Source organism: Nocardioides sp. NPDC057772 (assembly GCF_042798075.1).
Classification (GTDB): Bacteria; Actinomycetota; Actinomycetes; order Propionibacteriales; family Nocardioidaceae; genus Nocardioides.
Map to the genome: position 1 here is coordinate 5,812 of NZ_JBHVKN010000033.1, position 18,790 is coordinate 24,601.

Below are 18,790 nucleotides of genomic sequence, written 5' to 3' on the forward strand. Positions count from 1 at the left end.
CAGCTACGGCTGGGTCCCCGGCGCCTGATCCTCGCCCCGCTCACCTCCGGGGGGGGGGCCCCCCGCCCCCCCCCCCCCACGACTGCTGGCTGGTGGGCTGGCGTACTACGGGTTGAGCTTGATCGACAGGTTGTCGAGGCTCAGCGAGCTGAGCTGGACCGCGTACGCCTGTGCGGACAGGTTGTTCAGCACCTGCTCACCGCTTCGGCCCGTGGTCTGCGCGGCCTGCAGTGCGAAGCCGTCCGCCACGTAGCCGCGGCCGGTCGAGTCGAAGCCTGCGTCGGCCTGGGACTGACCCAGGGTGACGTTGGCCATGGTCGCGCCGGTCGGGGTGTTCAGCGAGGCGGCGTTCAGTGCCACGTTGCCGAGGTCGATCGACGTATCTGCCGAGGTGATCCCCAGGTTGAGGCTCAGGCCCGGCAGGACCTCGACGCGGGGCGTCACGACGCTGAGCCCGTTGGCGACGGAGCCCTGGGTCTGTGCGTAGATCGTGCCCTGGTTGTTGCCGGCAGAGCCGATCTCAGTGGCGCCGGTGCGCATCTTCAGCGAATCGGCGGTGAGGTTGGTGCTGAGGTTGAAACCGTCAGTCGACGAGATGACCGCGCCGACCATGCCGGACAGCATCGCGTAACCCATACCGGCGGAGACGACCGCCGCCGGCAACGTGACGGCCGCGAAGCGGCCGAGACTGGTATGCCCCAACTTGTTCATGTGTGCTCCCTCTGTGGAACCCGTCCCTCACGGGCTGATGAAACCGAGAAAAGTGTGCCGCCCGCGGTGGTGAATACCCTGGGCGGCATCCACACTGTGATGGGCGCCACGTGCTACGGTCAAGCACATCTGGACAATTTGTCCCTAAATGTCTATGAAGTGTGGCTATTCCTGCCTCGGTTTGGCCGCGCTGTCGTTGCTCTGCCTGAAAGAGGACCTGATTGTGTCCGGACGGTCTCTGAATGCTCCTGTCGCCGACGAACGCGGCTCCGCCGCGGTGGCCGTCGGGTGGATCGCGCTGGTGGCGTTTCTGCTCGTGATGGCTGCGGTCGTCGCTGCGCTGTTCGGGTCGTTCACGGTCAAGGGCAAGAGCATGGAGCCGACCCTGGCCTCCGGTGAGCGGATCCTGCTCGACCCGCTGCACAACGACGAGATCGAGCGCTTCGACCTCGTCCAGGGCATCGAGCCGGGCCCCGAGCGCTTCGGTGGTGGCGGCCAGGTGGTCAAACGGGTGATCGGGCTGCCCGGCGACCGGGTCGCGATCGTCGGCGGCGGGAAGCCGGTGGTCTACGTGAGTCCTGCTGGGGCGGGCGATGTCTTCCGGGTCGACAACCCTGCCTGGCCGAGCCGGGTCGGCACAGAGCTCGGTATGTGCTGCGAGCGGGACGGGACGTACGGAGATGCCGCCTCCGCGGCCTGGGTGACCGTCCCGGAGGACTCCCTGTGGGTCATCGGTGACAACTGGGGTGGCTCGACCGACTCCCGCGCGTTCGGCTTCCTACCGGTGACGGACGTCTCTGGCACGGCTTGGCTGCGGCTGCTCCCTGCCGGTTCGTTCGGTGGGTTCGACGACGGCGGTGTCGAGCTCGTCGAGATGAGCACGCCGGTCCCTGGGTTGGGCGTGCGGCCGTGAGAAGGGTGCTCGCGGCGAGCGGCATCGCCGCCGGTGTGGCCGCATTCGTGGCGCTCGTGCTGGTGGTCGCGGCTCTCGCCTTCTCTGTCACCGTCGAAGGCACGAGCATGGAGCCGACGCTGCGTGACGGCGACCGGATGTTCCTCGAGTTCTGGACCCGGGACGAGATCGAACGCTTCGACGTCGTCGAGGCGGATGCGCCGAGCTCGGTGTCCGGTGGCGACGCCCGGATCCTCAAGCGCGTCATCGGGATGCCCGGCGACCGGGTCTCGGTGTCCCGCGATGCCCGGGTGCTGATCCGCCCCGCGGGTGAGGGGGAGATCTACGTGGTCGAGAACCCGGCCTGGTCCGCCGAGGCCGGTGCCGGGCAGGAGTGGGTGACCGTCCCTGAGGGTGCGTACTGGCTCCTCGGCGACAACTGGAACGCCTCGACAGACTCGCGGAGCTTCGGTTTCGTGGAAGCCGATGCCGTTCATGGCAGGGTGGTGTTCCGAATGCTCCCCCTCGGTCGGAACGGGGCTGTTGCCCAGGATGTCCGACTTGCTCTCGTCGAACCGGGCTCGGCGCGGTAAGGCGTACGCGTCGTGCTCGCCGACAGGATCACTGGCTCGACATCTGAGCAGCAGGTGGACATTTTGCCCCAAGTTGTCAAATGGTGGACTAGCCTTCGCGCCAGGGAGACCACGACACCGCGTGCACCTGGGGCGGTCTCGTGGATGAGGGAATGAAGGTCAGGTCTTGTGCTTAACACCATTTCGGCCGGTTTGGCCCTGTTCGACGACTTCAATTGGTTCGAGTTCTGGTCGGTGCCGCTCTTCACCGCGGTGATCGGCTGGCTCATCAACTGGTCCGGGCTGTGGATGCTGTTCTCGCCGATCCACTTCCACGGGGTCACCGTGCCCGGGCTCAAGCAGATCGCCGGCTCGCTGCCGCGCAAGGTCCAGGAGATCCCGGGCATTCTCCGCGGTGGGATCGGCTGGCAGGGGATCGTGCCAGCGCGGGCCGCGAAGATGGGCTCCATCGCCGTCGACCGCGCGCTGTCCCAGATGGCGACGGCCCGCGACTTCTACGAGCGGCTCGAGCCGGACAAGATCGCCGCCCACATCGTCGATGTCTTCCGCCCCGAGATCCCGTTGCTCGTCGACGAGATCATGTGGCGTGAGCATCCCCGGTTCTGGCGCGACCTGCCGCGGCCGCTGCGTACTGTCGTGATCCAACGGGTCCAGGACCGGCTTCCCGACGTGGTCGGCGACGTCACGGTGGAGATCGGCAACCACATCGACCAGATCTTCGACCCGAAGATCATGGTGATCGAGAACTTCGAGAAGGACCCCTCGATCATCGTGCGGATCTTCAAGGACTTCGGCGCCCGCGAGCTGAGGATGATGGTCGTCTTCGGTGCGGTCTTCGGGTTCCTGCTCGGCATCCCGGTCGCCATCATCGACCAGGCCTTCCACCTCTGGTGGCTGCTGCCGATCCTCGGTGTACTGGTCGGCTGGACGACCAATCTGCTCGGCATGCTGCTCATCTTCGAGCCTGCCGAGCCCAAGCGGATCGGGCCGTTCAAGGTGCAGGCGCTCTTCGCCCAGCGGCAGTGGCAGGCCTCCGACGTCTACGGCAAGCACATCGCCAAGGACGTGATCACGCTCGAGCACATCGGAGAGCATCTCCTCAACGGGCCCTCCGGCGACCGCACCCGCCAGATGCTCGCCGCGGCCCTCGAGCCGGCGGTCAACGCCGCGGTCGGGCCGGCCCACGCCGCGGTCCGGGTGGCGGTCGGCGCCCGGAGGTACGACGCGATCCGGTCCTCGGTCGCCGCGCAGGCCGTCGAATACACGCTCACCCCGATGCGTGACGCCGCCTTCAGCCAGCAGCAGTCGAGCAACATCCGCCGGCTGATCGCCGAGCGATGTCGTGCGCTGCCTCCGAAGACGTTCGTTGAGATGATGAGAGCGGCGATCAAGGAGGATGAGTGGCTGCTCTACGCCCACGGGGCGATCATGGGGCTGGCGGGCGGGTTCCTGCACGTCGCGGTCTTCGAATGGTGGAACGTGTTGTGAGCGCCCTCCACATCAACCCCGAGCCGGGGGCCCGTCGGCCCGACACGTACGCCCGGCCGGCTGCCTCGATCCAGCCGCCCGAGGAGCTCGTCGACGGCCGCGAGGGGATGCACCGCATGCCCACCCCGGGCCCAGGTGGCGGTCTCGTCGACGACGCGATGGACGTGCTCCCGGGCCTGCTCAGGATCTCCGCGGTCACGGTGGCCCACACCGCGGGCTGGGGACTGAAGACGTACGCCCGGGGTGTGGGGCGGGTCGCGAAGGCGGTCGTCGACCCCAACGAGGCGGTGCGGCTCACCGAGGACGTGGCGACCAACGCCCGCCAGGTGACCGGCTTCGCGAAGCGGGTCGCGACCGGCAACCCGATCACCGGTCTGCTGGAGCGCTTCGCGCTGCCGGCAGCCGAGACCGCCCGGGCGGCGATGGAAGGTCGTGCCGCCCGGGTGAACGGGGTCGCGCCGGGCGCGACTCCCGACCACCTGCGGCGTACGGGGGAGGAGCTGCTGCGTCGCTCGCGTGACGTGTGGGACGAGAACGAGCGTCATCCCGCCTTCGTCAGCATCCTCAACGAGCTGGCTCCCGACGAGGCGCGCATCCTGGTGCTGATGCTCAAGGACGGCCCGCAGCCGGCGGTCGACGTGGTCGAGGGTGGCCTGATCGGCCATCTGCGCGGGGTTCGGATGATCGCCCGTGGGCTGACCATGATCGGGGCGCAGGCCAGCGTGCGCTACCCGTCGCTGGTGCCGCAGTACCTGAACAACCTCACCCGGCTCGGTCTGCTGTGGCAGTCCGAGGAGCCGGTCAGCGAGCTGATCCGCTATCAGGTGGTCGAGGCGCAACCCGACGTACTCCAGGCCGTCCATGCCAAGAGCGGCGCTCGGATCAAGCGGCGCTCGATCCACCTGACGCCGTTCGGACAGGACTTCGCCCGGGCCTGCTTCGCCGACGCCGAGGACCTCGATCGACTGCCGAGCCATGAGATTCCGCCGGGTGCGGCGACGGAAGCCTCAACCGAATAGCAGACGCTTCAGGGTGTTTGCGTTCGCCTGTGGGTAGGGTACGCATACTGACGGTCTGGAACTCTGGCGGAAGGAGCTCGGATGTCGCCGGAGTGGCAGGACTCGCTGATCAGCTGGTTCGAGGACTGGGCTGCCCACGTTCATTGGCTCTCGCTGATCACCATCCCGATCTTCACCGGGGTGATCGGCTGGCTGATCAACTGGTCGGGCCTCTACATGCTCTTCGCCCCGCTCTCCTTCAAGGGCTTCAGGGTCCCCGGGCTGCGCGAGCTGACCAGGGTCCTGCCGCACAAGCTCCAGGAGGTCCCGGGATTTGCCCAGGGCGGCCTGGGCTGGCAGGGAATCATCCCGGCCCGGGCCGCGAAGATGGGCTCGATCGCGGTCGACAAGGCGATCGCCAAGCTCGGCACGCCGAGCGACTTCTACCAGCAGCTCGGCCCCTCGGAGATCGCCACGCACATCGTGGAGACCTTCCGGCCGGAGGTGCCCGAGCTGGTCGAGCAGATCATGATGCGCGAGCATCCGCGGCTCTGGCGCGACCTGCCGCGGCCGGTGAGGGACGCGATCGCGGTCCGGGTGCAGGCGCAGCTCCCTTCGATCGTGCACAAGGTCACCGACGACATCGGCGTGCACATCGACCAGCTGCTCGACCCCAAGCTGATGGTCATCGACCACTTCCGCAAGAACCCCGCCCTGGTGGTCAGGATCTTCCGCGACTTCGGCCAGCGTGAGCTCAACCTGATGGTCGCGTTCGGGTTCATCTTCGGGTTCCTGCTCGGCATCCCGGTGGCGCTGATCGACCAGACCTTCCACCTGTGGTGGCTGCTGCCGCTGCTCGGCGTGGTCGTCGGCTGGGTGACCAACCTGCTCGGCATGTGGCTGATCTTCGAGCCCGCCGAACCGCGCCGCGTGCTGGGGACCAAGGTGCAGGGTCTCTTCCCGCGTCGTCAGGAGCAGGCCGCGGAGGTCTACGCCGACATCATCGCCACCGACGTGATCACGCTCGAGCGCATCGGCGACTTCCTGCTCGACGGGCCCCGCGGCGACGCGACCCGCAAGCTGCTGATCAACGCGCTGAGGCCCGCGGTGGACCGCGCGGCCGGGCCCTACCGGGGTGCGGTGCGGATAGCGCTGGGGTCGGAACGGTTCGACCGGATCAGCACCTCGGTGGCCAACGAGGCGGCGGACCGTACGCTGGTTCCGTTCCGTGATCCCGGGTTCAGTCGACACCAGGCAGACAAGATCCGCGACCTGGTCGCGCGGCGGACCAAGGAGCTTCCGCCGGGCGACTTCGTGGACATGATGAGGTCAGCGATCAAGGAGGACGAATGGATGCTCTACGCCCATGGCGCGATCATGGGGCTCGCGGGCGGCTTCCTTCACCTTCTAATCTTTCCGACATGAGCCTCCTGGGCAAGGTCCTCCCGACCGCCTCCGCCGTCGCCGGCACCGCACCCGGCCTGGCGCGGGTGGCGGCAGGTGCTGCCTGGCACACCGCCGGATGGGGGCTGCGCACCTCCGGCCGCGCGGGCGTCCGGGTGGCCCGGGCGATGATCGACCAGGACGTACGCGACGGGCTGGTGCGGGAGACGGCCGAGGCCGTGGGCATCGTCGCCGGCACCGCGGCGCGGATCATCCTGCCCGGCACGAAACCGGTGATGGAGCTCTCCGAGTCCGACTACGAGGCAGCGCGTCAGGAGGTCGTGCTCGCCCGCACGCGTGAGACCGAGGCGTCCCAGGACTCCCTGCCGGTGCTGCGCCGCCGCGGGGCCGAGCTGCTCGACCGCTCGCGCGACGTCTGGGCCGACGAGCAGGGGCATCCGGCGTACGCCCGGATCCTCGACGAGCTCGCGCCCGACGAGGCGCGGATGCTGCTCTACCTGCTCGAGGCGGGGCCGCAGCCCTCGGTCGACGTCCGCACCGGGGGACCGGCCGGGCTCGTCGGCAGCACCATGATCGCGCCGGGTCTGAACATGATCGCGGGACGCAGCGGGGTGCGCTACCCGGAGCGGGTGCCGGCCTACCTCAACAACCTGTTCCGGCTGGGTCTGGTGTGGTTCTCCAAGGAACCGTTGCCCGACCCGCTCGAATACCAGGTGCTCGAGGCGCAGCCCGACGTGCTGGAGGCGCTGCACTCGGTGAAGTTCGCCAAGATCGTGCGCCGCTCGGTGCACCTGACGCCGTTCGGTGAGGCCTTCGGTCGCACCACGCTGGTGGACGAGGACTCGGCCGAGTCCTCGTTCCCGGAGCATCAGGCCCCGGTGACCGGTGGGGCGGACCTTCCCAAGGCCTGAGCGCTGCGCACTGCCTCGGTCAGCCTGGTGAACTCGGGGTCGACGATCTCGGACCCGCGCGCGGCCGCGGAGGCGTAGAGGTTGGCGACATCGAGCACGAGACGTACGCCGGTGCGCTCGACGAGCTCGGTGAGGAAGTCGGGCTCGGCGATGGTGTCCTCGGGCCAGGCGAAGGTGGCGGCGATGTTCTCGACCGCGAGCGGCACCGGCAGCGACACCTGGGCGATCCGGAGGTTGTCGGCGAGCACGTCGAGCGAGGGGTTCACAGGGTGAAGTGTGGTCGATCGGACGCGGTCGGTGTGGGGCCTTCCGGTAGTCTGGAACACCTGTTCCCCCATCGTTCAGCAACCCTCGCCGGTCCTGGCTCGAGGCCCGGGTAGGAGCCCTCAACTTGGCGCGCAAAGTCGTTCGTTCACTTCCGTTCCACCGCGTCGTGATGCGGTTCGCGGCTCTCATCGGCGTTGCCGCGGTGACGGGTCTGGTGGCCTCCGGCATGGCGGTCCCGTTCATCCATCTGACGGGTGTTGCGGCCAAGTCGGGCGCCCAGGTGATGGACGACCTGCCCCTCGACATCGACATGGGCGAGCTGTCGCAGACGACGCGGATCCTGGACGCGCACGGCAAGGTGATCACGACCCTCTACGACCAGAACCGGTCCTACAAGGCGCTCGACCAGATCTCGCCCAACATGCCGAAGGCGCTGCTCGCGATCGAGGACAGCCGCTTCTACGAGCACGGCGCGATGGACCTCAAGGGCACCTTGCGGGCGCTGCTGCGCAACTCGGCTTCGGAGTCGGGTGCGGTGCAGGGTGGCTCCTCGATCACCCAGCAGCTGGTCAAGACGACGCTCGTCTACGGGGCTGACTCCGACGAGGAGCGGGCGGCCGCGACCGAGAAGTCCACGGCCCGCAAGATCCGCGAGCTCCGCTACGCGATCTGGCTCGAGGAGCACCACGACAAGGACTGGATCCTCGAGCGCTACCTCAACGCCGCCTACTTCGGTGACTCCGCCTATGGGGTCCAGGCGGCCGCGAAGCACTACTTCGGCGTCGACGCCGCCGACCTGACCTGGGGACAGGCCGCGATGCTGGCCGGGATGGTGAAGAACCCGACCGGCTACGACCCGACCGACTACCCCGACGCCACGGTGGCCCGCCGCAACCTGGTGCTCGAGCGGCTGGTGCAGGTCGGCGACCTGCCGCGCGCCGACGCGGAGAAGCTCAAGGAGAGCGAGCTCGGGCTCAACGTGCAGGACAGCCGCAACGGCTGCTTCGGATCGTCGGCGGAGTTCTTCTGCGACTACGCGCTGCGATGGCTGCTCGCCGACGAGTCGCTGGGCGAGACCGAGGCCGAGCGCTGGCGGCTGCTGCAGACCGGCGGCCTGACCATCAGGACGACCCTGGACTCGAGCTTCCAGAAGGCGGCGCAGCGGTCGGTGAGCCGTCATGTCTCGCCGACCGACAACGCCGTCGGCGCCCTGGCGATGGTCGAGCCCGGCACCGGCCTGGTCAAGGCGCTCGCGCAGTCGCGGCCGATGGGGGAGAGCCGTCGCAAGGGCGAGTCCTATCTCAACTACCTGGTGCCGAAGGAGTACGGCGACGCCAACGGCTTCCAGGCAGGTTCGACGTTCAAGGTCTTCGTGGGCGCCGCGGCGATCGAGAAGGGCTTCCCGCTCCGCCAGGAGATCCCCTCGCCGCCCAGGCGGACGTTCAACCAGGCGTCCTTCGCCAACTGCCCCGGCGAGGGCAAGTTCAGCCCCAACCCCTATCCGGTGGGCAACTCGACCACCTCGGGCAACAAGAACCTCTACACCGGCACCCGGGAGTCGGTGAACACCTTCTACGTCCGGCTCGAGCAGTTCACCGGCGTCTGCGCCCCCTACGCCCTCGCGAAGAAGATGGGCGTCCGGCTGACCGATCCCGCCCACGAGCGGGTGCCGTCCTTCACCCTCGGACCGGTCGACGTCAGCCCGCTGGAGATGGCCGAGGCGTACGCCACGTTCGGCGCTCGCGGCAAGCACTGCGACTCGCGACCGGTGACCGCGATCCTCGGCCCCGACGGGAAGACGATGAAGGAGTACGCCGCCTCGTGCGAGCAGGTGATGCGTACCGGGACCGCGGACGCCATGAACGACATCCTCCGCGGCGTGCTGCAGCCGGGTGGGTTCGGCCAGCGGCTCGCGCTGAGCGTGCCGTCGGCCGGCAAGACCGGCACCACCAACAGCAACCGCGCGGTGTGGTTCAACGGCTACACACCCAAGCTCGCGACCGCGTCGATGATCGCCGGCGCCGACTACGAGGGCAACTGGGTCACCCTCAACGGGCAGCGCCTCCGCGGCGGCTACGTCGCCTCCGCATCGGGCTCGACCGTCGCAGGTCCGATGTGGGCCGGCGCGATGCGGGCGATCGACGGCAAGCTCGGCTCCGCGAGCTTCGTACGTCCCGGTGCGAGCGTCGTCAACGGCAAGGGCCTCAAGATCCCGAAGGTCGAGGGCCTTTCGGTCGCACGCGCTACCGCTCGGCTCAAGGCTGCCGGGTTCAAGCCGGTCGTCGGCAAGCGGGTGGCGTCGCGCTCGAAGCCGGGCACCGTCGTCGGGACCGTTCCGGGCAGCCGGGCGATCAAGGGAGCGACGGTCGAGATGCTCGTGTCGAGGGGCCGCGGGTAGGGGGCGCGGGGCGGGCGGTTCGTCTAGGTATGCAGGCCAACCGTCACATCCCGCGTGGAACTCCGCGAGGAAAGTGGGGGTTCGGCTACATACCTTGATGGACCGCCCGCCGCGCCTGAGCTGCCTCGACGGCCTCACGGAAGGCGCGGGTCACGTAGTCGGGGACGGGGAGGCCGCTGTCGCGGGCCCAGAGGAGCTCCTGCTCGACGCGGGCCACGTCGGCGGCCAGGTCACGGCCCTCGTGGTCGACCCCGAGGGTCTCCATGACGTCGCCGAAGTCCGCCAGCTGGCTCACGTTGTTGACCCCGACGGGGGCGAAGGAGATCCGGCGCATGTGGCGGACCAGCCACTTCTGCCAGGCCGCGAGCGTGGCCCAGTGGGCACGGGCGGATAGCTGGTAGAACGCGTAGTGGCCGGGCTCCTGGCGCTTGATCGGTGCGATGACGGTCTCGGCGACAGCCCGCTCGCCGGTCTCGACGACCCCGTCGTGGAGCAGGTTGTAGGCGATCACCGCGGAGCGCTCGGTGGCCATCCCGGTCAGGTAGTAGAGCATCCGGCAGACGTCCTGGAACGGCTCCAGGTGAGCCAGCAGACCGAGCACCTTCAGCTTCAGGCCGACGTGGTCCAGATCGGTGGTCGCCGGTGGCCGCCCGAGGACCTGCTGGAGTCGGTCGAGGATCAGCCCGTGCTGGATCTCCTGCGGCTGCCACACCTCGGCGTAGAAGCGCTTGTCGACCTCGGGAGGGTTGGGAAGCATGGTGGAGATCTCCAGGACGTTGCGGTCGACCTCGAGCTCGACCCGCGCCATGTAGTCGAGCACATGGCCGAAGCGGGCATCGAAGCCCGCCGGGTCGTTCACGGTGAAGTCGACGGAGTCCATCGGGATCGGCGGGTGCTCTTCGCCGAGGCGCGCGACATGAGCAACGAGGCGGTCGTTATCGGTGAGCATCCGGGGCGGCTCCTGGTGGGGGAGTCAAGCGGCGCCTTCAGTGTGCCCGGATCGGGAGCGGTTGTAACGCGATTTAACCCAACCGAGGGGTGTTGGCCTCGACACGTTCGTTCCAGCGGCGTCGGCGGCTCGGCCAACGGGGGAGGGCGGTGGGCGAGCCTGGCGCGGGCGGGCGTGTCGAGGCCAACACGATCTGGGCCGAGTCTCAGGGCGTGATCGCCGACGTCTCCGTGCCTGTTGACTCATCGGCCGACTCACCGGCCGGGCCGGCGGACTCGGTCGCGGACGGGGTCTCCGTGGGGGTCTCGGTCGGTGTCTCCGTCGGCGTCTCGGTGGGAGTCTCGGTGGGAGTCTCGGTCGGGGTGCCGGTCGGTGTCTCCGTCGGTGTGCCCGTCGGTGTCTCCGTCGGTGTGCCCGTCGGTGTGCCCGTCGGTGTGCCCGTCGGTGTGCCCGTCGGTGTGCCCGTCGGGGACCCGGTCGGGGACGGTCCCGAGGTCGGCGACGGCTCGACGGAGCCGCCACCAGGAGAGGGGGAGCCCGACGGCGAGGAGGGCGTCGTGGAGCCACCACCACCGGGTGCACCTGTGTCCGTCCCGCCCGCGGCGCCACCGGAGGAGGGTCGGGGCGGCTGGCCGCTGGGCGAGGCACCGGAGAGCGGCTCGAGGTCGGCGGAGGAGGTGACCGGGATCTGCGCGGCTGGGAGGACGACGTCGGTCGGCGCCTCGAAGGTGCCGAGCCGGTAGCCCTCGGCGATCTGCAGGACCGCGGAGACGTACGCCTCGCTGTGGTTGTAGCGCAGTACGGCCGAGCGCTGCCCGGCCTCGGTGGACAGGTCGGCGGAGCCCGAGCACAGGTAGACCGCGGCGGCTAGCGCGGCGTCGTCGACGTCCTGCGGGTCGCGGCGGCCGTCGCCGTCGGCGTCGACCCCGACGTCGGACCAGGTCGACGGGATGAACTGCATCGGCCCGACCGCGCGGTCGTGGACGAGGTCACGGTCGTAGGTGCCACCGTCGGTGTCGAGGATGCGTGCGGTGCCGGCCGCCCCGGTGAGGGGTACGCCGAAGATCCCGGGCGTGGCGACGCCGGAGGCGGACAGCGTGTTACCGCCGGCCCGGCCGTGGTCGGACTCGACCCGCCCGATGGCGGCGATCAGCGACCAGTCGAGCCGGCAGCCGGGATCGGCGTCGGCGAGCACGGTCGCGGCGCGCTGGTAGGCGGAGAGCGCGATCTCGGGGATGACGCCGGCCGCGGCCTCGGCGGCGAACCCGGCGGGCTCGGCCGTGAGCGTGGGGACGGCCTTGGGGACGGGCTTGACCGCAGAGACGCTCACCGGCGGCAGCAGCTCCTGGGCCGGCACCTCGACCGGCACCTGGCGCACGCTGGCCGTGGCGTCGACCGGCCGACCCTCCTGGATCGCATGGATCGTCCAGGCGGCGGTGGCGGCGGCGACGGGCAGCGCCGCTGCCTTGAGCAGCAGACCGGGTCGTGGGGTCATCCTCGGTCACATCCTCGGGTCGGGCGGGTGGTGGATCGATGTCACCGATCCAGCCATCATGTGAGCTCCGCCACAACGCGCTGTGCGCGATCGGCGCCGAGAATCCCCGAAACTACTCACGTACGTGACAAGTTTCCCGCCCTCGTCACCGGGATCGTCGCGGCGACGGCCGCGGTCAGCAGACAGAGCAGCGCGCACCCGGCCGCGAGCGCCACCGAGCCGGCGCCCAGGATCGTCAGCACCGCCCCGACCACGGCCGGCACGAGAGCGACAGGTCCGGCCCAGCGACGTGCCGCGACGACCCGGCGCGCGAGCGAGACCAGCACCGCGACGCGCCGGACGTCGAGATCCGTCAGGGTGACGCCAGAGCTCCCGCCCACCGCCAGGTCGGCCACCGCCAGGTCGGCCACCGCCAGGTCGGCCACCGCCTGGGCCTCGGCGTCCTCGGGCCGCGAGCTGACGAAGGCGACCACGCGGCCCTGCTCCTGCAGCTCGGCGACCAGCCGCTCCCGCTTCTCGGGGGCGATCTCGGGGTGCCACCGCTCGATCCCGCAGGCCTCGGCCAGCTCCTCGGTCTCACGAGCGCCGTCGTCGGAGACCAGCACCGCCGACACCCCGGCCGACGCCAGCCGCGACACCGACGATCCCGCGTCCTCGCGCGGCTCGTCGCCGACCACGAGATAGCCCAGCGGGCGCCCGTCGAGCTCGACGCCGAGGACTGTGCCGCGGTCGTCACGGTCGGCCATGCCGACCCAGGAGGGCCGTCCGACGCGCACGGGATGCCGGTCCACCGACCCCCGCACCCCCGATCCGGGCACCACGCTGAAGTCGGTGACCTTGCCGCGCGGCGAGAGTCTGGCGACGGCCCGGGCCAGCGGTCCCTCGGCCTCGTGCTCCAGCGCTCCCGCGAACCAGCGCAGGTTGCGCAGGTGGTCGGGATCGAGCGGTTCGACGGTGGTCACCGCAAGGCGCCCGGTGGTCACCGTCCCCCACCGGTCGAGCACCACCGCGTCGACGCGGGCAGCCACCGCCCACGCAGGACCGGGCACCGACGAGATCCCGTGCCGGCGCCCGAGCCGGCCGGCGACGACGCGAGGAAACCCCAGCCCCAGGACGTACGCAGCGACAGCACCGGCGACGAGAACGAGCATCTCCATGTGTGATCCCGGGTCAGCCCGTCTGCTGCTGGTAGCGGTCGAAGTCGCTCTGGTCGCCGGCCATCCACAGCGGCACGCTCGCCTTGAGCAGCAGCAGGAGCTGGGTGACGAACTCTGGGTCGCGCAGCGACTCGCCGAAGAGCTCGTTGATCCGCTTCCAGCGGTAGCGCACGGTCTGCGGATGCACACCGAGCACCGCTGCGATCGCCGGTGCGCTCTCCCGCGTCTCGAGCCAGACCAGCAGGGTCTCGGTGAGGATCTCGCGCGAGTTCTCCGACTCGGCCAGCAGCGGTTCGAGCAGCTCCTGGGCGAGCTGGCGACGCATCACCGGCTCGGCGTGGAGCCAGATCTCGGTGCGGTAGGCGAGGCAGTCGATGACCGGCTTGGCCGGGATGACGCGTGCGTTGACCAGCGCCAAGGCGCGGTTGGCCCAGCGCCAGGCGGCCGGGACATCGGCAGGCGGCACCGGCCAGCAGATCGACACCCGGGCCTTCGGCGCGGCCGCGCGCACCTCCTTGGTGACGGTGGCGGTGGCGCTCGGCGGGCAGATCACGACCTGGGTCGGCCGGCGCCGGCGGGTGAGGGCAACGGACGAGAGCGCGTCCGCGGAGATCTGGTCGGCGTCGAGCAGCTCGACCGCCATCACCGTCACCTTCTCCGGCAGTGGCCACTCGCCGAGCGCCGCCTGCGTCTCGATCTCGTCGTGCGAGGAGCCGGACAGCATCCGGTCGATCAGCCGCGCGCGGGCGACGTCGTTGTTCTGGTCGCGGGCCTCGGTGCCCGCTTCGAAGCCCATGCTGACCTGCGTGGTCAGGTGCTCGACGTACGACGTCATCATCTCGTTGAGCGCGTTCAGCGCCGCGGCGGAGAGCTCGTTCTCGACCGCTCGGCGGCGCAGCTCGTCCCAGAGCTCGGTGGTGGCCATGTCGATGCCCTGGTCGACGATGGCCCGGTCCTGGCCCAGTGCGGCGACCTTGAAGCCGACCTTGCGGAAGTGGTCGTCGATCGCGATGTAGGGCGCCGAGCGTCCGAGGCCGAGGTCGATGAAGTGCGACATCGCGCCGTGCACGGCGGTGAAGATGAGCTCCTCGAAGCCCTCGGTCTCGGCCGGCAGCCCCTCGCGAAGGTGGCGGGTGATCTTGCGCGCGATCGGCCGCACCTCGCTCTCGAGGCTCTTCAGCATCCACACGGCGGAACCGGGTAGCCCGGGGGACTGGTGGGTCTGCGTCATCTCGTGCTCCGTCGCACGTCAAACTCCTTCGTCCAACATGCCCGAGAAGGTATCGACCACCATGGCACGTCTTTGCCTTGCATGCCCCCGAAATCCGGTACGCCGGTGCCGCTGCGTGGCTCGGATGGGCAAAGCCCGCCGGGGGCCGTTCGGCCGCCCGGCGGACTCGGGAGGGAGCGCTCAGCCGCGCCGCGGGTTGGTGAGGTTGAGCTCGATGGTGTTTCCGTCGCCGGGGACGAGGGCGTTGACCAGCCAGGTGTTGAGGCCGCAGTTCTGGAAGTCGCCGATCGAGTAGGTCCCGGTGAGCCGGCCACCGGTGAAGACCCCGAACCGCTCGCCCTCGGGCGTGGCCACGGGGATGGCCACCGGCTCGACGGTGCGGCAGAACGGCCCGGAGAAGGTCGGGAAACCGACGACCTTGATGTTGGTGAGACGTACGTTGTAATAGGAGGTGGCCTCGACATAGCTGCCGCCGCCCTCCGGATGGGGCGAGAGCGTGCCGGTGGTGGGGGCGGCCTCCTCGAAGCTGACGTCGGCGCTCATCGGGATGAACCCCGCCGCCTTGAACTCTGTGTGGGCGCCGGGAAGCGCGAGCGAGCCGGTGAACGCGCCGGTCGTGGTCTCCAGCGTCGTGTCCAGGACGGCCGGGCCGATCGGGATCTGCGACCCGGTCGAGGCGACGACGGTGGTGCCGTTGGCGTCGTAGAGGATGTCGAGCGGTGCGGCGTGGGCGGGTGCGGCCGCGGCAACGGTGAGCAGCGCTGCCGCGGCCGGGACGGCGAGCAGACCGGGCCGGCGCTTCATGAGGGTCGAGAAAGACATGACGGGCTCCTTCAAGATGGTGGAACAGGGAGACGCGACAACGGTGCGCCGCTCGGGCGCACCGCTCTCGCTTGCCGGGTTCAGCTGACGTTGACGGCACCGTTCGGGACGGACACGTTGTAGGTGCCGTTGAACGAAGCCGGATCGCCGACGGAGATCGAGCCGAGGCAGTCGGCGACGACCGTGGTCACCTTCAGGGACCCGTCGCCCGTCTCGTCGACGACCAGACGCTGCGTCGCCTCGTCGAAGTGGCCATCGGCGGTGCCGGTGACCGTGAAGTCGCAGAGACCGGTGGAGTCGGTGACACGTGCGCTGATGGCGCTGATCCACCCGTCGACCTGGTCGGTGGCTGCGGAGGTCACCGACGTGTCGTTCGTCTCGAGCTTCCAGGCGCCGCTGTGGGTGACCGTCAGCGGGGTGCCGAACTGCTCGGTGCAGCCGCTCCAGGTCGTCGACGAGATGGTCGCGAGATGGTCGGGGGCGAGCCCGCTCTTCCCGGTGCCGCTGTGAATGGAACCGCTGGCGCCGGCCGAGGTGCAGGTCATCGCGTTCAGTGGGACGGCGAAGGTGATGCCACCGACAGCGGTGGCGTTGAAGGCATGGTTGCCGGCGGCGGTGCTGCCACCTACGGCGACGGTGTAGGGCGGGGCGGCACTGGCCATCGCCGGCGCAGCGAGGGTGAGGGCGGCGGCTGCCGCACCTACAAGGAGAAGCTTCTTCTTCATCGAAGGTCGTCCTTTCATGGCGATGGAGACTGGTTGTCTCTGTCGGGGCCCATTCATCCGCGTCGCGAATCCGGCTGTCGACGGCCATCTGCCCGAAACCACGAAATGGGGCGCCACGATGTCGCGTACGCGACATCCGATGTGGAGGGCGGCCCGAGACTTGTCATGGGCATGACAAGTCCGGGGACCGGTTCCGATGTATCCGAGCCGACCTTGTTGCTTCCGCATATCCGCGATGCCACGTTGGCGGTATGCGACACACTCTGCAGCGTGCGGCGGCGCTGGCCATCCTCGCCGGCACCGCCTTCGCGATGCTCGGTCTGGGGGCGAGCGAGGCGGAAGAGGGTCCGTACCCGGGGCTGCCCGCCCCGGAGCAGCAGGAGCTACCTCTCCGGCACGCTTCCTGGACCGGGGCGGCGAACTCGTCGCTCGCCGACGTGGAGCGGGCGCGTCAGTGGCTGCGTACGCCCCTGATGACGGTGGCCGCCGACTTCTACCAGGGCCGTATCGAGGACTTCGACGCGACCAAGTACCGGCAGTGCACCAAGGCCGGCGCGAACATCTACTTCGTCGCTCAGCCCGGGTCCGCCTACAACTACGGCCAGACGCCGGACATCGTCGTTCGTACGGTCACCTTCGGCGCGGTCCCCGTCGAGGCGACCGTACGCCTGGAGCAGGAGAGAGCTGACGGCCTCCCCGTGCCGATCGAGCTCGAGACCTTGACGTGCGCCCGGCTTCCCCCGTTCGGGACCGAGGTCCCCGACAGCCCGGTCAAGGGCCGGGTCAGTACGCGCGTGATGTCGGTGCGGGTCGACGGCGTGTCACTGCCGTTCCGAGGAGAGTGTCGGACACGAGAGTCGGGAGCCTTGGACCTGTCCGGGGAGGGATACCTTATGGGGTGGGACGGAAGCCAGAACGTGCCTGCGCGCGTGCAGCCGGATCTGTGGAACGAAGGCCTCTTCAACCTCAGCCCGGGCGGCCTCCTCGCAGGTACCGTGGACGTGCCCCCGTTCTCCGGGTGCGTCACCACTGCCGGCGACGACATCTCCAACCTCCTGACGGCCACCGTTTCGGGCGAAGGGTTCCCGTTGCGTACCTATCAGGGTGGCGTTCTCGGTTGCACGGTGCCGAACCCCGGCGGTAAGAACCTGCCGCCTGCGCCGGGTGCGTCGACCCCCGAGTCGGTCCCGTGCCGCATGGACGTCCTGCCGCCACAGGTTCCCCCGCTCCCGGAGATCCCCACGAGTGGTCGGTGACGACCTGCGAATTTGTCACGCGCGTGACAACTCAGGGGCGTTTGTGTCCTGATCGGGCCTTCCTGCACTGGCCGATCAGCTCGATGTCGTCTGTGATGAGCGTCACTGAGTGACGCCGGCCTGACGAAGCACAGTGCTCCCACGGGCCGGGGATCGAGGGGAGAAGTCGTAGATCCATGAGTCCGACGCAGAGCCCGATGACGACCACCGGAACGCGTGTCCCGCACCCGCGATTGCCACGCCGAAGCGCCTCCCGGCAGCTCGCCGAGAAGATCCATGCCCCGCGCGTCTCGCCCGCGGAGTGCGCAGTCATCCGCAGGGTCGGCCGTGGGCTGGTCCCGCAGATCACCGACGAGATCCTGTGTCAGGTCGCCGCCTACTCGCGGCATCCCACCCAGCGGCGTCGGGACCTGATCACGAAGGCCGTCGCCAGTGCCGTGGAGCTCTATGCCGACGTGGTCGAGAACATCCCGTCCGATCCGGAGACGGTGTCGGTGATGTACTTCGCGATGGGCAGGGGAGAGGCGCTGGCCGAACGGAGCCTCGACGGGTTCAGGGCAGCGTTCGACGTGGCCACCCACCGAGCGGCCGAGGCGATCCGTCACGAGGCCGAGGGACTGGTCCCCGACGACGTGCGCGGGACGCTGTGCGGCTCGCTCCTCGCCTACATGGGCATCCTGCTCGACGACGTCGCCCGCGGGTACGCCGCCGGGATCCGAGACCGCGAGGCGGATCCGTGCTGGATCCGGCGCCGACTCGTCCGCAGTCTCGCCGGAGCGGCGGACGCCGAGGTGATCGGTGATCTCGGTGCGCGCGTCGGCTGGCAGCTGCCGAAAGCGGTGGTGGTCTGCTCGGTCGACACCGTCGTCCCGCTGGACTCGGCCGAGCAGCCTGTCGAGCTGCCCGGCGGGTGCGCGTGGGACACCGCCGACCGGCGCGCCCTGGTGGTCACCGACCCAGCCGACGTCGACGCGGTCAGTGCGGTGATGCGGGGGTGGCCGCGTACGGGTCCTGTGTTCGTGACCGTGCCGGTGCCGCTGGCCGACGTGCCGGCCGCGATCCGCTGGACCGAGCGCGCCCGAGACCTCGTCGAATCAGGGGTGATCCCCGCGGACCCGGTGGTGCGCTGCGCCGACCACCACGTCGCCCTGCTGCTCAACGCCGATCCCACGCTCTCACGATGGGAGGCGAGTGAGGCGCTCGCGCCGCTGGACGCGTTCAAGGACGAGCACCGGCGGGCGGTGCTGCGTACGCTGCGGCTGTGGCTGCTCACCGGAGCGAATGCCACGGCACTGGCCGCGGAGCTCGGGATCCACGAGCACACCGTCCGCAACCACAAGCTCCGGTTGCGGGCCGCCTTCGGCAGCCGGCTCCAGGATCCTGAGTTCGTCACCTTGCTCCTCTTTGCCCTCGGCGCCGGCGACAGCAACGCCCCCGACTGGGTCGAGCTCGAGCGCTGCGGCTGAGCGTTGCGCGGGCAATTTGTCACGCGC

General features: G+C 69.6%; 17 protein-coding genes. 9 read left to right on the forward strand and 8 right to left on the reverse strand.

Features of this window, described 5'->3' with window-relative positions:
* Positions 1–105: 105 nt before the first annotated feature.
* Entirely contained in the window at positions 106–711 is a 606-nt protein-coding gene (locus tag ACFVJS_RS08535; RefSeq protein WP_378878465.1) for a DUF6230 family protein, read from the reverse strand.
* A gap of 223 nt (positions 712–934) precedes the next feature.
* Here ACFVJS_RS08535 and lepB (ACFVJS_RS08540) point away from each other — a divergent pair, with 223 nt between their 5' ends.
* The 6 genes from lepB (ACFVJS_RS08540) to ACFVJS_RS08565 all read left to right on the forward strand — a co-directional run bounded on the left by lepB (ACFVJS_RS08540) (position 935) and on the right by ACFVJS_RS08565 (position 6,997).
* Positions 935–1,624: a signal peptidase I gene (gene lepB / locus ACFVJS_RS08540; protein ID WP_378878466.1), complete on the forward strand. Its 690-nt coding sequence runs from the start codon at positions 935–937 to the stop codon at positions 1,622–1,624.
* Complete coding sequence (gene lepB / locus ACFVJS_RS08545) at positions 1,621–2,196, forward strand: signal peptidase I (RefSeq protein ID WP_378878467.1); 576 nt, start codon at positions 1,621–1,623, stop codon at positions 2,194–2,196. Before lepB (ACFVJS_RS08540) ends, lepB (ACFVJS_RS08545) begins: the two co-directional genes overlap by 4 nt.
* 168 nt (positions 2,197–2,364) lie before the next feature.
* Complete coding sequence (locus tag ACFVJS_RS08550) at positions 2,365–3,684, forward strand: hypothetical protein (RefSeq protein WP_378878468.1); 1,320 nt, start codon at positions 2,365–2,367, stop codon at positions 3,682–3,684.
* Positions 3,681–4,703 carry an Abi-alpha family protein gene (locus tag ACFVJS_RS08555; RefSeq protein ID WP_378878469.1) on the forward strand — a complete coding sequence of 341 codons (1,023 nt, stop codon included), beginning with the start codon at positions 3,681–3,683 and terminating at the stop codon, positions 4,701–4,703. The genes ACFVJS_RS08550 and ACFVJS_RS08555 overlap by 4 nt, the downstream gene beginning before the upstream one ends.
* A gap of 81 nt (positions 4,704–4,784) precedes the next feature.
* Positions 4,785–6,107: a hypothetical protein gene (locus tag ACFVJS_RS08560; protein ID WP_378878470.1), complete on the forward strand. Its 1,323-nt coding sequence runs from the start codon at positions 4,785–4,787 to the stop codon at positions 6,105–6,107.
* Positions 6,104–6,997 carry an Abi-alpha family protein gene (locus ACFVJS_RS08565; protein WP_378878471.1) on the forward strand — a complete coding sequence of 298 codons (894 nt, stop codon included), beginning with the start codon at positions 6,104–6,106 and terminating at the stop codon, positions 6,995–6,997. The genes ACFVJS_RS08560 and ACFVJS_RS08565 overlap by 4 nt, the downstream gene beginning before the upstream one ends.
* Here ACFVJS_RS08565 and ACFVJS_RS08570 read toward each other — a convergent pair.
* The gene (locus ACFVJS_RS08570) at positions 6,955–7,263 is read right to left on the reverse strand and encodes a DUF692 family multinuclear iron-containing protein (protein WP_378878472.1); all 309 of its coding nucleotides are present in this window, start codon (positions 7,261–7,263) and stop codon (positions 6,955–6,957) included. The genes ACFVJS_RS08565 and ACFVJS_RS08570 overlap by 43 nt on opposite strands.
* Positions 7,264–7,388: 125 nt before the next feature.
* Between ACFVJS_RS08570 and ACFVJS_RS08575 the strand changes: the two genes are divergently transcribed.
* Positions 7,389–9,662 carry a transglycosylase domain-containing protein gene (locus ACFVJS_RS08575; RefSeq protein ID WP_378878473.1) on the forward strand — a complete coding sequence of 758 codons (2,274 nt, stop codon included), beginning with the start codon at positions 7,389–7,391 and terminating at the stop codon, positions 9,660–9,662.
* 85 nt (positions 9,663–9,747) lie between these two features.
* Here ACFVJS_RS08575 and ACFVJS_RS08580 read toward each other — a convergent pair whose 3' ends face one another.
* From ACFVJS_RS08580 to ACFVJS_RS08605, 6 genes are all read right to left on the reverse strand, one after another.
* On the reverse strand, positions 9,748–10,611 hold the full coding sequence (locus tag ACFVJS_RS08580) for a GTP-binding protein LepA (RefSeq protein ID WP_378878474.1): 864 nt from the start codon (positions 10,609–10,611) through the stop codon (positions 9,748–9,750).
* Between the two features lie 205 nt (positions 10,612–10,816).
* Positions 10,817–12,106, reverse strand: a complete 1,290-nt coding sequence (locus tag ACFVJS_RS08585; RefSeq protein WP_378878475.1) for a lytic transglycosylase domain-containing protein — start codon at positions 12,104–12,106, stop codon at positions 10,817–10,819.
* Between the two features lie 116 nt (positions 12,107–12,222).
* Positions 12,223–13,263, reverse strand: coding sequence for an HAD family hydrolase (locus ACFVJS_RS08590; protein ID WP_378878476.1), 1,041 nt, complete (start codon positions 13,261–13,263; stop codon positions 12,223–12,225).
* A 13-nt stretch (positions 13,264–13,276) separates the two neighbouring features.
* A complete protein-coding gene (locus tag ACFVJS_RS08595) occupies positions 13,277–14,494 on the reverse strand; it encodes a PucR family transcriptional regulator (protein WP_378878477.1) in 1,218 nt (405 codons plus the stop codon).
* 180 nt (positions 14,495–14,674) lie between these two features.
* Complete coding sequence (locus ACFVJS_RS08600; protein ID WP_378878478.1) at positions 14,675–15,316, reverse strand: hypothetical protein; 642 nt, start codon at positions 15,314–15,316, stop codon at positions 14,675–14,677.
* A gap of 80 nt (positions 15,317–15,396) precedes the next feature.
* Positions 15,397–16,041 (reverse strand): hypothetical protein, encoded by a 645-nt coding sequence (locus tag ACFVJS_RS08605; RefSeq protein WP_378878479.1) that lies wholly within the window; start codon positions 16,039–16,041, stop codon positions 15,397–15,399.
* Positions 16,042–16,292: 251 nt separating this feature from the next.
* On the opposite strand from ACFVJS_RS08605, the gene ACFVJS_RS08610 reads away from it, so the two are divergent.
* Together ACFVJS_RS08610 and ACFVJS_RS08615 are read left to right on the forward strand one after the other, a co-directional pair.
* A complete protein-coding gene (locus ACFVJS_RS08610; protein ID WP_378878480.1) occupies positions 16,293–17,297 on the forward strand; it encodes a hypothetical protein in 1,005 nt (334 codons plus the stop codon).
* Positions 17,298–17,473: 176 nt separating this feature from the next.
* Entirely contained in the window at positions 17,474–18,763 is a 1,290-nt protein-coding gene (locus ACFVJS_RS08615; RefSeq protein WP_378878481.1) for a helix-turn-helix domain-containing protein, read from the forward strand.
* Positions 18,764–18,790: the final 27 nt, after the last annotated feature.

Bases quoted from the DNA above. Each gene is read 5' to 3' on its own strand.
- ACFVJS_RS08535 (WP_378878465.1), bottom strand. From the start codon at position 711: ATGAACAAGTTGGGGCATACCAGTCTCGGCCGCTTCGCGGCCGTCACG.
- ACFVJS_RS08560 (WP_378878470.1), top strand. From the start codon at position 4,785: ATGTCGCCGGAGTGGCAGGACTCGCTGATCAGCTGGTTCGAGGACTGG.
- ACFVJS_RS08565 (WP_378878471.1), top strand. From the start codon at position 6,104: ATGAGCCTCCTGGGCAAGGTCCTCCCGACCGCCTCCGCCGTCGCCGGC.
- ACFVJS_RS08580 (WP_378878474.1), bottom strand. From the start codon at position 10,611: ATGCTCACCGATAACGACCGCCTCGTTGCTCATGTCGCGCGCCTCGGC.
- ACFVJS_RS08585 (WP_378878475.1), bottom strand. From the start codon at position 12,106: ATGACCCCACGACCCGGTCTGCTGCTCAAGGCAGCGGCGCTGCCCGTC.
- ACFVJS_RS08590 (WP_378878476.1), bottom strand. From the start codon at position 13,263: ATGGAGATGCTCGTTCTCGTCGCCGGTGCTGTCGCTGCGTACGTCCTG.
- ACFVJS_RS08595 (WP_378878477.1), bottom strand. From the start codon at position 14,494: ATGACGCAGACCCACCAGTCCCCCGGGCTACCCGGTTCCGCCGTGTGG.
- ACFVJS_RS08600 (WP_378878478.1), bottom strand. From the start codon at position 15,316: ATGTCTTTCTCGACCCTCATGAAGCGCCGGCCCGGTCTGCTCGCCGTC.
- ACFVJS_RS08605 (WP_378878479.1), bottom strand. From the start codon at position 16,041: ATGAAGAAGAAGCTTCTCCTTGTAGGTGCGGCAGCCGCCGCCCTCACC.
- ACFVJS_RS08610 (WP_378878480.1), top strand. From the start codon at position 16,293: ATGCGACACACTCTGCAGCGTGCGGCGGCGCTGGCCATCCTCGCCGGC.
- ACFVJS_RS08615 (WP_378878481.1), top strand. From the start codon at position 17,474: ATGAGTCCGACGCAGAGCCCGATGACGACCACCGGAACGCGTGTCCCG.